13 protein-coding genes are annotated in these 13,173 nt (G+C 47.6%); 5 read left to right on the top strand and 8 right to left on the bottom strand.

Annotation, left to right across the window (positions count from 1 at the left end):
* Positions 1 to 365 precede the first annotated feature (365 nt).
* From DKW60_RS00420 to DKW60_RS00435, 4 genes are all read right to left on the bottom strand, one after another.
* On the bottom strand, positions 366 to 1,295 hold the full coding sequence (locus DKW60_RS00420) for an RluA family pseudouridine synthase (protein WP_109835689.1): 930 nt from the start codon (positions 1,293 to 1,295) through the stop codon (positions 366 to 368).
* A complete protein-coding gene (locus DKW60_RS00425; RefSeq protein WP_109835690.1) occupies positions 1,295 to 2,293 on the bottom strand; it encodes a branched-chain amino acid aminotransferase in 999 nt (332 codons plus the stop codon). The genes DKW60_RS00420 and DKW60_RS00425 overlap by 1 nt, the downstream gene beginning before the upstream one ends.
* A gap of 92 nt (positions 2,294 to 2,385) precedes the next feature.
* On the bottom strand, positions 2,386 to 4,599 hold the full coding sequence (locus tag DKW60_RS00430; RefSeq protein ID WP_109835691.1) for a CHAT domain-containing protein: 2,214 nt from the start codon (positions 4,597 to 4,599) through the stop codon (positions 2,386 to 2,388).
* A gap of 78 nt (positions 4,600 to 4,677) precedes the next feature.
* Positions 4,678 to 4,950, bottom strand: coding sequence for a hypothetical protein (locus DKW60_RS00435; protein WP_109835692.1), 273 nt, complete (start codon positions 4,948 to 4,950; stop codon positions 4,678 to 4,680).
* Positions 4,951 to 5,380: 430 nt separating this feature from the next.
* Here DKW60_RS00435 and DKW60_RS00440 point away from each other — a divergent pair, with 430 nt between their 5' ends.
* From DKW60_RS00440 to DKW60_RS00460, 5 genes are all read left to right on the top strand, one after another.
* On the top strand, positions 5,381 to 5,590 hold the full coding sequence (locus tag DKW60_RS00440; protein WP_109835693.1) for a cold-shock protein: 210 nt from the start codon (positions 5,381 to 5,383) through the stop codon (positions 5,588 to 5,590).
* Positions 5,591 to 5,784: 194 nt separating this feature from the next.
* A complete protein-coding gene (locus DKW60_RS00445; RefSeq protein WP_109835694.1) occupies positions 5,785 to 6,120 on the top strand; it encodes a hypothetical protein in 336 nt (111 codons plus the stop codon).
* Positions 6,121 to 6,123: 3 nt separating this feature from the next.
* The gene (locus tag DKW60_RS00450) at positions 6,124 to 6,714 is read left to right on the top strand and encodes a DedA family protein (protein WP_109835695.1); all 591 of its coding nucleotides are present in this window, start codon (positions 6,124 to 6,126) and stop codon (positions 6,712 to 6,714) included.
* Positions 6,715 to 6,776: 62 nt separating this feature from the next.
* Positions 6,777 to 7,766, top strand: coding sequence for a Gfo/Idh/MocA family protein (locus DKW60_RS00455; protein ID WP_109835696.1), 990 nt, complete (start codon positions 6,777 to 6,779; stop codon positions 7,764 to 7,766).
* 19 nt (positions 7,767 to 7,785) lie between these two features.
* Complete coding sequence (locus DKW60_RS00460; protein ID WP_109835697.1) at positions 7,786 to 8,598, top strand: TIGR03084 family metal-binding protein; 813 nt, start codon at positions 7,786 to 7,788, stop codon at positions 8,596 to 8,598.
* Between the two features lie 79 nt (positions 8,599 to 8,677).
* On the opposite strand, the gene DKW60_RS00465 is transcribed toward DKW60_RS00460, so the two are convergent.
* The 4 genes from DKW60_RS00465 to DKW60_RS00480 form a co-directional block, all read right to left on the bottom strand.
* Positions 8,678 to 10,072, bottom strand: coding sequence for a 3-phosphoshikimate 1-carboxyvinyltransferase (locus DKW60_RS00465; protein WP_245929517.1), 1,395 nt, complete (start codon positions 10,070 to 10,072; stop codon positions 8,678 to 8,680).
* Positions 10,073 to 10,556: 484 nt separating this feature from the next.
* A complete protein-coding gene (locus DKW60_RS00470; protein WP_109835698.1) occupies positions 10,557 to 11,900 on the bottom strand; it encodes an NAD(P)/FAD-dependent oxidoreductase in 1,344 nt (447 codons plus the stop codon).
* A gap of 255 nt (positions 11,901 to 12,155) precedes the next feature.
* A complete protein-coding gene (locus DKW60_RS00475) occupies positions 12,156 to 12,869 on the bottom strand; it encodes a LysR family transcriptional regulator substrate-binding protein (protein WP_181389540.1) in 714 nt (237 codons plus the stop codon).
* Positions 12,869 to 13,156 carry a LysR family transcriptional regulator gene (locus DKW60_RS00480; protein WP_109835700.1) on the bottom strand — a complete coding sequence of 96 codons (288 nt, stop codon included), beginning with the start codon at positions 13,154 to 13,156 and terminating at the stop codon, positions 12,869 to 12,871. Before DKW60_RS00480 ends, DKW60_RS00475 begins: the two co-directional genes overlap by 1 nt.
* Between the last annotated feature and the right edge of the window lie 17 nt (positions 13,157 to 13,173).

Here is a 13,173-nt window from a genome sequence, read left to right on the forward strand (position 1 = left end):
AACATCAATATAGTATTTCGTGCATGACTTCGCAACACCGCTTGTCGCCTACACAGCTTACAAATCTGCTAGACTCATAAACTAAAACAGTTAACTCATAACCGGAACCTAAGTTGACCTAAGATAACGAAAACGCTAAAGGTATAAGCCGTACTGTTAAACACAACAGAGCCATTTATCTATTCGGAGCAAATTAGCGCATATGGACCCAGATGACCTGGAAATTCGTGCCCTAGAGATGATCACTGAACTGCTGCATGCGGCTTACAGGCCACTTGCTGGTCAAGGACTGAAGTTTTGGCCAACCTGGTAAAGTGTGGTATTGGTGCCCGACTACTGAAACATATTGAAGTGGCCGCTAAGGACTAGCAATCAAGGCTAAACTCGACTGTCTCCCCTGACACCGGACAAACAAACTTCAGCATAGCAGCCGTCAACTGCAAGTCTCCCGTATGCTCGCCCTCACCATACAAGCGATCTCCCACCACAGGATAACCAACCGCAAGCAAGTGCTTACGTATCTGATGCTTACGCCCTGTTTCGATATTCACATCCAGCAATGACCGCTGTTTCTCCGCATCAAACTCAAGATATTCCACATGACTACAAGCGGACTTACCATCAATTTCATCACGCATGGTTATAACCGTTTCGCCTTCGCTCAATGCCTGACGAAAATCACCGTTCACCCAGACCCGATAATGCTTTTCAATCTGACGCTGTTCGAAAAGTTTGGATAAGGCAGTTGCAGTGGCTTTTTTATGAGCCAATAAAATCAATCCACTAGCCGCACGATCCAAACGATGCACAATAAAAGCAGGGCGCTCAGGCATCAGATGTTTCTCAGCCCAACGATAGATGGTGCAATGATCGCCCCATTTCGAGCCTTGCGACAGCATGCCGGAGGGTTTATTCCACACGGAATAATCACCACGATCACTGATTAACGTCGCGGCGGATGGCTCAGCAGATAATACGGATTCATCGTAGTAGAAGTGCAGGGTGTCGCCTACTTTCAGCGCTTTTTTGGCACGTCTGAGCCGCTGAATAAACTGTGTGTTTTCAGCCTTCTCAACATTTGCGAGCATTTTGGCGTAATAGGGATTGCCAAGACCAGCCTCAGCTTGTGCTGATTTTCCCTTGCGTGGCCCACTGGATTGCTCCAGCCACACGCAGCCTTTTTGCATGATCTGTTTGAGCTTTTGCTTGGAAAGACCGGTTTCTTGTTGCAGGCAGTCGACGGCTAGTGCGCCGTCAACCGTAACGATAATGTGATATTCGCGGGGGTCTGACATTAAACTTCAGTCAACCATCCATGTGTATCTTCCGCTTGCCCCCACTGAATTGCATTTAGCTGATTCTTTAAACGACGCGTCATCGGGCCAAGCTCACCACTACCGACCGAGTACTCTTTGTCCTGATAAATGAAGGTGCCCACAGGTGCTAATACCGCGGCAGTTCCGGCCAAAGCAGCTTCACACGTCGGGTTCTGAGAACGCTCAAGCACTTCACTAACTGGCAGTTCGCGCTCACTCACAGTCAGGCCATTGTCTCGCGCCAAGGTCAAAATGGAGTCACGTGTTATGCCGTGCAGGAATGATTCATCCAACGGCTTAGTGATAATCTCGTTATTGTCGATTAACAGGAAGTTAGCCGCGCCGGTTTCCTGAACGTTACCATCCGGTGCAAACAAAATCTGATCAGCATTATAATCAGCGCGTGCTTTAATAATTGGGTTGAGTGCGCTGGCGTAGTTTCCGCCACTTTTAATCATACCCATGTGCGGCGCACAGCGCATGCCTTGATCATCAATCAGGACGCGTAAGGCTGCAGCCCCACCAGCGAAATAATCACCCACGGGTGATAATAATACAAATTGTACTGAGGTGTCAGACGCGCCAGCCGCTTTACCGATGCTAAGCTCAGTACCGAAGTGCGTCGGGCGGATATACATAGAACCCGGCGCAGGCGGAACGTCATCTTTAAACTTGGCCACTACATCCAGAATCATCTGACGAGTTGCTGCCTCATCAATCTCCGGCAATGCCAATAAACGGCTACTTTGAGCGAAGCGAGCGATGTTTTGATCCATGCGAAAAATTTTCACCGAACCATCTTCCTGACGGAATGCTTTTAAGCCTTCAAAACAAGTACTTGAATAGTGCAAGGCATGCGTAGCAGGGTGCAACGGCAATGAATCACTAGGGACCATTTCCGGTGTGCTCCACGAGCTACCATTAAACCAACTAATTGCCATTTCTGGCATGAATTCTGTTCCAAATGCTTTAGCCATGCGAGTTACTTCGTAATCGTTTATGTCGGTCTCTAAATATGCCACAGTCAATACGCTGCCTCTAGCATAAATTCCGCTATTTTTTGCTATTTCTATTCGAATTCAATATCCACTGCCAGACTGTCTGGTGTCTCTGTCTGTATCTCCGGTACAAATGTCACGCGCGTCTGTGGATCGCCATACAATACATAGGCCAGATAAGTGAGATGCTGCTCCGACTCCCAGCGTTGGTGAATCTTTTGCATAATCTCACCCAGCGTAATACCGGGCTGCTCAAATGCCGCACCGTAAAACAGTTTTGAAATAATGCTGGCCTGCTCATCATCCACCGTCCATAACGGACAAATCACCGCACTGGCTCCTGCTTTTAAAAATGCCGCCGGAAAGCCGGACACTAAAGATAATTGATCCGCTGTCGCACCAGCCTGACAAGCATTGAGGAATATCAGCGGATGTTCTGCACCTAAACCGGTCTCGACTTCATACGAGGAAACAGCCGGTGGTGTAATGGACTGCGGATGATCTTCCATCAATAACTGACTCTTATACGGTGTTTTAACCGACATCATGCCGTGACAGGCAAAGTGCATGGCTTGCGCACTGCCATTTTGCAAAAAGCTTAATACGTCATGGCTGGTCAACGGAATGTCTTCAGCCTGATAACGCTGGCTGAGGTGCGCCAGCTCAGTATCAACATGCGGTAGGTTAGGAATGTGTTTTTGGTCGATATAGTCAGAACCACTCACTGCAAAACGGTTGACCGTGATCTGTTGTGACAGGTGATTAGAGCTACCGGCCAGCCATCTTCCCACGGAATGGCTGGTTGACAGTATGCCTGCCTCTTCCTCCAGTTCCGGATCAGTAATGCGCATCAGTTCCCACGGGACATAAGACTCATCACTGATGAACAGAATGCTTTTGAATTCAAATGGTGCGGTGTTGGCCGCCTCTGATAGCAACCAATAAGCCTGCTTAAAGCACTCTGGCGTACTGTCATAAATCTCTTCACAGACCCCCTTCAAGGTCGCCCGCTTTAATTCATCCAGCTCAACCGTGGCAAACGGCTCAAACAGATCATTCACGAATTGTTGAGCACTGCTTGTTAATGTCATGACAGAGTTATCCGCCGTGTCAAACTCCAGATGGGGCGACAAACAAGTCCAATGATAAGCTGTGGTGCCCGGACGATGTGCTATACGCACTAACAAATCAGGTGCCTCGCTGATGGGTTCTAACTTGATGAGCTTGCGCCACTCACTCTGCGGCGGCGGTGGAATACGACTCAGCGGCTCGACGTGCTCATCCAAACGTAAGTCCAGATAACGTTCTCCTTCACCACACCACCGGCTTTTGAAGTAGAAATTAACGCGAAGCGGTAGCTTGTGCCGGTCAGGATAATTCCCTGCAAGATCCAACGGCATATCTGGCATAGTGAGTTGAAACTCTGCATTTTTCAACATGCCCTTACCTTGAGCATATTGCAGCGTATCCCAGTAAGACTCCTCACCGCACAGTAGATGCACTTTAAGCCCGTAAACGTAATCTTCATCACCGACATCAGGCAGGTTTACCGAGCCGGTAATCTCACTGACTTGCTCAGCCTGCAATGACACCGTGATGTGCACAGATTCCTCAACAAAAGGATGCAGGTTAGAGGCTTCGATATTCGGAAACAGCGTATGGTTTTGGAGCAAGCTATCTACTTCATCTGCAGCTATTTCCAGCTCGCTTTCAGTCAGGGATTCCTGCGGAAAACGCTCTTCAAGAGGGCTAACATCGACAGACTCTGCGGTTGGTCTTGGTGCATTGACATGATCCAACTCAAACAACTCGTCAACTGTTTGCTCTGGGCCGGATAGTTGCACATCCGAGTCTATATCTGAATACTCTACTGCCGGCTCTGGTAGAGAGTAATACTGATCATTAGCATCAGGCTCCCACACGCCAATGGCATATTCATAGGAAGTGGCGACCGGGTATAAGGCGCATTGCCACGGGCCTTCCTCGTACACATCATTCCATAGGTGCAGGCGGTGGTCGGAGTTTAATTGTGGAGCCTGATGATCGCTAATCAACTGCGGCATCACACTGACCAACGAAGCACGGCGCTTCAGAAAGCCGATTTCACTGAGTATACTGTTGCGCAAGAATGGGGTGGGGAAGACATAGAATTCCACGACTTCCTGCTCAGGATAACTGCGTCTTAGTACCACATACTCAGGGGTAATCGTACGCAACGCCGTAAGCAATTCATTGACCGTTTGTTTGCTATCAAACGAAAGGATATTCTCATTTAACTGAGGCATGATCCCAGCCTATTTATGTAATTATTTGTAGCAAGTATAGCACTGGGAAGGGTGGCCCGTTATGCCACCCCTCGGTTTTCAGCCCGTTGTAGGGTATTCCGGATGAGTGGCAATGAAGTGCTTGAGAACCTCATTTAACTGCATCTCTTTTTCCGTATTACCTGCCCGCTTCGCAATACGAATGTCCTCCACAATAATCTTACGAATCTTAGGAACGCCGTCTTCGCTGGTGATCAGGTATTCCGCCAGTTCAGTAGCGATTGCATCCGGAATATTCTCGTGCATTGCAACAGCACGAATCTCCTCTTCTGTGCACTCACACATACCAATAATATCGTGAAGACCTAACATGGTACTCCTCCTGACAGCTAACTGTCGTTGGGTTAATAACAACTAATGGGCTTATCCCTCATCAGCTTTTTCCATAACTTTAGAGTACTCCTGCGTGTGGAATTTTACAGGCATGTTTGTCGTGTTTTAGGGAATTTGTGGCGCTTAGTTGATACAGGTCAAGTTTCGTGCTGCTTCAGGTGCCCACAAACAGGCAAACAGACGCCCGACAATCAAACAGTCACATCTTTTCTGTAAATAAGCGTTGACTCACCGCCTAATGCGTATATAGTTCGCCCTGCTTGCATGTTCATGTTTTATTTTATGTACCATTTCGTTGTCTCTTAGTAGCTCGTCCTGTTATCCATAAGTGCTTTACAGCAATAAAAATACATACAGCATATCGTCTGCCTGGCAGACAAATTTATACAATTGAGTTAATAGGAATACTATGTCAAATACAACAACTGGAACCGTTAAGTGGTTCAACGAAGCTAAAGGTTTTGGTTTTATTCAGCAAGAGTCTGGTCCAGACGTTTTTGCTCACTTCCGTTCTATCACTGGTGAAGGTTTCAAGACATTGACTGAAGGTCAAAAAGTTGAATTCACAGTGACTGAAGGCCAGAAAGGTCCTCAAGCTGAGAACATCACACCTGTATAAGCTTTCCTGAACGGGAGCACTGCTGAGGCAGGCTTCGGTTAGCTTACATAAGGTATAAGGGGCAAGACCTTCGGGTCTGCCCCTTTTTTGTGCCTGCAATTAATACAACGTGCTATCAGGCCGGCATAATGCTGTTTGATGTAGTCTATTTGCAGTAAACTAGGCAGATACAGCTAGCTATTGCAGGATGATGAATGAAAAAAGCACTCGCTATTATACTTCTCGGTATCGGTTTGATACTGACGGTTTATTACGGTGGGCGCGCAGTCAAAACTTACCTCATCATCCGCACCATTGAAGCGAATATTGAGGAGCCAGTCAAACTCAAACGCTGGATGACCATCCCTTACCTTTCTAAAACCCATAACATCCCCAAGGACTACTTGTACCAAGCGATCAACGTCCCTGCTAAAGACAACGATAAACGCAGCCTGCGCTACCTTCGTAAAAACTATTACGACGGTGATTTAGAGGCCATTTTACTAGCCGTGCAACGTGCTATCGCTGACTACGATCCCGGGAAGCTCTGACAAATGGATTTCAACGTTTCGGATTACTTTCTCACGGGAATGGTGAATTATGGCGCTGGTATTCTTGCACTGGCTTTATTGATTGGTGGCATGGGTATTCCCTTACCCGGCACGCTGATGGTGATTGTGGCCGGTGCATTTATCCGCCAAGGCATCATCGATCTGGCTCCCACATTGGCACTGGGGTTAATGGCAGTCGTGATAGGCGATAGCATCAGCTATGCCATGGGGCATTACGCCAAGGGCTGGGTGGAACGTAAGTTTGGCGATAATGAGAACTTTCACAGCGCCCGTGCAACTTTCAAAAAACGCGGTGGCATCGCCATCTATCTCACACGGTTCTTAATTACCCCACTGGCCATTCCAACCAACTTAATCGCGGGCAGCACCGGTTATCCTTACCGGCGCTTTTTGGCTTATGATTTGGCCGGCGAAGCAACGTGGCTGTTGCTGTTTGGCGGGCTAGGTTATGCCTTTGGCTCGCAGTGGGAAGTCATTTACCAACTCATCAGCGAGTCTAGTGGTCTGATTCTTGGGGTAGTCGCACTACTGGGTGCACTGTATTTTTGGCAAAGGCAAAATAGTGTAATCTAATTTATTAGCAGGCTCAGCCTGGTCGTGACAAGGCAGCACATCAAACAACATGGAGAATGGAAATGCTTAGGGTAGGGATTTTATCGACTGCAAAAATTGGCCGTGAACAGTTAATACCGGCGGGACTGGCGGCAGAGGGCGTTTGTATTCAGGGCATTGCCAGTCGCTCACTGGCCCCCGCTCAGGCACTGGCTGAGCACTTTCAAATCCCACAAAGCTTTGCGAGTTATGATGAACTGCTGGCGAGTGACAATATTGACGCAGTATATATTCCTCTACCAACGTCTCAACATATTGAATGGGCGATTCGTGCAGCTGATGCTGGCAAACATGTGCTGGTTGAGAAACCGCTGGCCCTGAAAGCCGACGATATTCAAACTGTCATTGATGCCCGTGATCGCAATGGCGTCATCATCACAGAAGCCTTTATGGTGCACTATCACCCACAATGGGCCTTTGTGCGCGAGCAACTGGCGACGGGGCGTATTGGTCGACTGCGCAATGTGCAGGGTGTCTTCAGCTATTATAATCGTGACCCTGACAATATGCGTAATCAGGCGGAATTAGGTGGTGGCGGATTACCGGATATCGGGGTTTATCCTACCGTGACAACACGAATCGCAACAGGCAAGGAACCACACTCTGTGAGCGCAAACGTGGAGTTTGATCCGGTATTTAATACTGACATCTATGCCAATGTTCATGCCGCTTTTGAAGGGTTTGATTTGAATTTTTACGTCTCCACGACCATGGCTGCCAAGCAAGCGATGCGGTTTCATGGGGATGAGGGTTATATTGAACTATCCGCACCATTTAATGCGGGACTTTACGATATATCCAGAGTAAGTGTGTTTAACCAAAGTCATACATTGGAACAGGAAATCACGTTTCCCAATGTAAATCAGTATCGCCTACAGTGGGAGGCTTTGGCGCAGGCGGTTAGTACGGGAGATGCTTCGAAGTTGTTTAGCCTTGAGAACTCGGTACGAAATCAGCGATTGATTGATGCTGCTTATCGCTCATCCGAACTCGGTGAGCGAGTTGAGGTTTAACCAGTATCGAGTTAAGACAATGCAACAAACCAGCGACTTTATTAACGAATGCGCCGAACTCTCCAGCCTGCTTGATTCTTTGCAAGCACAGGACTGGGAGCGTAAAACCCAATTCGAGCAGTGGACGATCAATAACATCCTCACACATCTACACTTCTGGAATCTGCAGGTTGATTTATCGCTAACTGATCCGGAGCAGTTTATCGATAAGATGCAAAATGAGGTGTTACCGTCGATTATGTCGCGAGGCTTTCGTACCACGGAAGACGAACAAATCAGTGAACGTGGGACTGATTTACTGGCCGCATGGCAAGACACTTATCGGGCAATGCAAGCACGCTGGTTAACGCTAGACCCTAAGCAACGCGTAAAATGGGCCGGGCCGGAAATGTCGGTACGCTCTGCCATGACTGCAAGGCAAATGGAAACCTGGGCACATGCTCAGGCTATTTACGATGTACTTGGCTTAGAACGTGATTCGCATGATCGAATTGCTAATGTAGTGGTAATGGGGGTTAACACTTTCGCGTGGTCGTTTAAAACGCATCAGCGGGCAGTGCCGTCTACCAGACCACGACTTAAACTGACGTTACCGTCAGGCAAGCTACTTACATTTGAGCAACAAACAGATCAAGCAGGACTAATAGAAGGTGATGCCGTCGAGTTTGCTCAAGTGGTTACCCAAACACGTAATATCGCCGATACACAGTTACACGTTAGCGGTGATATTGCCACACAATGGATGGCTATCGCGCAATGTTTTGCCGGTGGAGCAGTGACGCCACCAGCACCGCGAACCCGATATCGCATGACCACAACACGTCATGATTAGCTGATTTAGTTGAACTAGCTCTGCACTTAAAGTAGGCGCGGAGCTATTTTACTCAAGCATAAATAATCAACAAATCACCTTAGACCAGCTCAACACCCAGTCCAGTGAGATCTTGCCAATACGCAGGATACGTTTTGGCTACGCAACCCGGGTCTAAAATAGTGATGCCATCAATCATCAAACCAGCCAATGCAAAACTCATGGCAATTCGATGATCCGCATAGGTATGAATTTCAGTCGGCAGGTTTTGACCCACTAAATCCGGCGAAGCATGCACCGTCAAACTGCTGTGTTCTTCAGAGGCAAGTCCCGGTTTAATCTTGTTCAACTCAGTCGCCAGCGCATGAATACGGTCACACTCTTTCACTCGTAAATTAGCAATCTGCGTGAATGTCACTGGCGTATTATTAAACGCTGCCAGCACCGCCAAAGTTGGGATTGCATCCTGCATTTGAGAGCCATTGACTTCGGCTGGCATATCCGGGAACTGCTGCATCACTGCATAGGCTTTAGCATCAGGCTGGGTCAGTGTTTCAGGGTTAACACCCAAATCTATCCGCCCTTTAGTCAGGCGCTCTGCGGCCCACAAATAGGTCGCAGCAGAAGCATCAGGTTCTACCTGATATGTTTGAGCCTGATACCCCGTATTACTCACTTGCCATTTTCCGGCTGCGGTTTCTTCAACCTGTGCACCGAAGGCTCGCATAACTGCTAAGGTAATATCGATATAACCGCGTGCATCCATATTTGGATCTATTACTTCAACCTCAACCGGCTGGTCGTTGCACGCAGCAGCCATCAAAATTGCAGAGATATACTGGCTGGACAAACTGCCATCGACTAAAACCTTTTGCGCAGGAAAATGCCCGTTGCTGGTCACTTTCACTGGCGGACAACCGTTGGTATCACTGACTGACACACCAATATCACGTAAAGTATTGGTTAAACCGCTGATAGGGCGCTCACGCATGTGCTCATCACCATCAACAACCGTTTCACCGTCGATCAGCAGAGCTGCTGCCGTCAAAAAGCGGGTTGCCGTTCCCGCATTACCCAAAAACAAGGGTTCATCGCTACTGGTTAGTCGCCCATTGCCTTTCACCGAAAACTCAGTTGCTGAAGTCTGTTCGACATCAACACCTAACTGACGCAATGCAGCCGCCATATATTTGGTGTCATCACTGCTTAAAGCACCGGACAGAAGACTGTCACCACTTGCTAAACCGGCCAATAATAAGGCTCGATTGGTGATGGATTTGGATCCTGGCAGGGTTATTTTACCATCTAATGCGGCAGGATGAGGGCAGACTTGAAGTGATTGACGTTGTAGGTAGTTCATACGATTATATTTGCTTTGATGGTGGTGGAAGTATTCAACCAGCAGATACTTCTGAGGACTGCCAACAATAGCAAGAATGGCATGATTGCACCACATGCCTGCAACATAGCCTGCGAACAGTACACTGGCCAGCAATGAAAAACATTGCGGTAGAGCTCATGATCATGACGACCCGAAGAGAGTTCATAAAATGTACTGGTAGTATTAGAATTATATCTGTACGAAAACCATCATCTCTTTCAATGAGATAAACTAGTTACCCGATCTGTGGTGACTAAGTATTAGTCCTTAAAGTTATCATCATAGGTACGCGCAACCTCAACCCCGGCCGCGATCAACACACCTAAAAATACCACAATACAGATAATCACAACCATGACAGCCCCCGCCATTCGCACTACTACTTCATGGCAATAGTCCGGTATAAGCACTACAAATAGTGGCTTATAACTCCTTGGACAGGTTATCGACTAAGTGGTTGCATTACCGTCTGTAAGACATGGTGTTTTCTTCACTCATACAACGTAATGATTCATCGAAGGAAACACCACGTCCTAAGGGCTATTTAGTTGCAACTGCAAGCACCTGTTGATTGACACGAGTACTGTTGGCGTCAAATTTAACTCCACGGAAACGGACTATTCGACACCGGATGCAACTTGCCTTCGGCATAACGCGAAAACCTAAACGGCTTTAATAACGCTGATTCATCGCCACAAATATCCTTCGCCACCAGCTGACCTACCCCCAGCATTTTATAACCATGATTTGAGTCAGCAATCAGATAGCAATTCTTTTTGAACACATCAAATACGGGGAAACTATCCGGCGTAAACGCGCCAATACCACCTGATGGCTCTTTAGAAAATTTCTCCAATGTGCCGGAAAAGCGTTTCTGACAATGCGCCAAAGCCGACACCCACATATGTGCAAACTCTGGCCCAACAATAAATTCAGGTGACATCGGCCCGTAGGGATCAACGGCGACTTCATCTGCGGGTTTATCAACAATAAACGGAGCCGCTCCACCCTGTACACCACCGAAATGGAAGTCGGGTTTGTAATAGATTCCCCACATGTCTTCGGTAATCAACGATCCATCTGCATCGGAGTAAAGCGGCGCATCAGAATCCACATGAATCACAGGTGGCATTTTGCCATCGTTAGTGACTTGCATATTCGGATCAACCCCCAACGTGCCTTCCTGTAGCGACCAGTAAATCCACATCGGAATATCGTGAGTGATAACGCCGGTTTCAGGGTTTTTAATGCTGATGGTTTTGGGCTGTTCCAGCATTTCCCAGAACTGTTTGGCCCAGGGGCCGCCCCCGACTACCACATAATCGGTTTCTACTATTCCTTTATTAGTTTCAACAGATTTTATCGCACCATCAGCATCCTGATTAAAGCCTGTCACAGTCACACCGCTGATAATACGCACGCCCTCTGCTTCTGCTTTTTTGGCCAAGCCGTACATTGCTTTGGTATTGTTTGCGTAGCCGCCTTTCTTTTCGTGCAATACCGAGGTGATGCCTTGTGCTTGCCAGTCATGCAGGATGTTTTGCATATAGTCCATACAATCCTTTTCGCCTTCGATAAAGGTGGAGTCATAGCCAATTGCTTGTTGTTGCTCATAGATTGACCCGACATCGGCATGCATACTTTCCGGACTGATTTGCATATAGCCAACAGGATGGTAGCTGTAGGCTTCAGGATCGCTTTCCCAGACGGATACACTGTGCGCCATGAGTTCGCGCATGGCAGGCTGGAAGTAGTTGTTACGGATAACACCACAGGCAATACCCGTTGCGCCAGCACTTATACCGGATTTATCCAGGATGATGATGTCAGCGCCGGAACCTTTGTTGCGGGCTTTTAGTTCCATTGCGAGATGATAGGCAGTGCTTAAGCCGTGGATACCTGCGCCAACGATGACATAAGGGGAGTGGGTGGGAATTGCCATTTCGTTTCCTTGATGTTGTGTTGTAGTGCCGCCCTCATAGTGTGGTGTTTCCTTCACTCACACAGCGTTCCGCTGAATTGATTCGTTGAAGAAAACACCACACTACGAGGGCTACTCATGTAACTACAAGCATCTTCCTCTGGATTGGTGGTGTCAATTCTTAGCACTGCTTATTAGCGAGACTCATGTTGGAGTTTATTGGGGCTTATTTTAGGACGGAGGAATATTTTGATTTGTATATGAAAGCGGTGACTGTTAATCCGCTGAAGGCGCTATTTCAAAAAGGCTTTCATGAAGCCATGGCGCATGTCTCTGTAATTGAGGCAATACTGTCTTAAGAAATATGCTCCTGAAGGACTCAGTAAGTTGTTTAGGAATCTCACCCATTTCTCCGGCTCGTGAAACCAAGAATAAGTCTCTGGAATGACGGCTTTTATCGAGTTCAACAAGCTGTAAACCCTGCATGCGATCAAGCACTTGTGCAAGACTTAGTGCACTCAACATGGCCCACATATTGCCTTGTTTCACGAAGCTGGTGAGTGTGTGAGTATCATCAGCTTCGTTCTGTACTTGTGTGAATAAATGCATGCGTCGCAGTACTACTTCGCTGTATGCACCCATATGTGTGTTACGGCTGAACTTAACCATTGGCTTATGTTCGGCAATTTCATGAGTAGTTAGAGGGGATGATTTTCCTAAAGCCGGTAATGAGCTTGGAGAACACTCTGTTTCTTCCACCAAAGCGATCATTGGATCACGAAACAGTTTAAACCTTTGCATTCCACTCTCCGACAACAGTGGTTCATCACTAACCAGGATATCGATTTCCCGATTCATAAACGCTTCGAGCAGTATTGGGCTAGTGCCGCTGCGGATAGTGAATTGTTCGGTTTGTATACTGAGTTTCTCAATCAACTTGCCACTAAACACTTCTGAGCAAGAACTCACCATGCCGATACGGCATTGCACTAAGCGGTATTCGCGGCATCACGTGCTTGCGCATTCAATCGATGCAATTGTCCGAGGATATTCGCTGCGCCATTGTTGAGGACATTTCCGGCAGCTGTCAGCCGAACAGGTTGGGTACGGCGAACAACCAATTCCGCTCCTAAGGTTGCTTCCAGCTGTTTCAGGCTTTGGGAGACTGCTGATTGCGTCACGCCCAGGCGCTTCGCAGCATCAGTGAGCGAATTGGAATCCGCAATCATCACAAAGGTTTGTAAATTGCTTAGGTCCAGCAGCTTATTACTATGCATTAGACGAGTTCTGAATT

This window comes from Leucothrix pacifica, from assembly GCF_003172875.1.
Classification (GTDB): domain Bacteria; phylum Pseudomonadota; class Gammaproteobacteria; order Thiotrichales; family Thiotrichaceae; genus Leucothrix; species Leucothrix pacifica.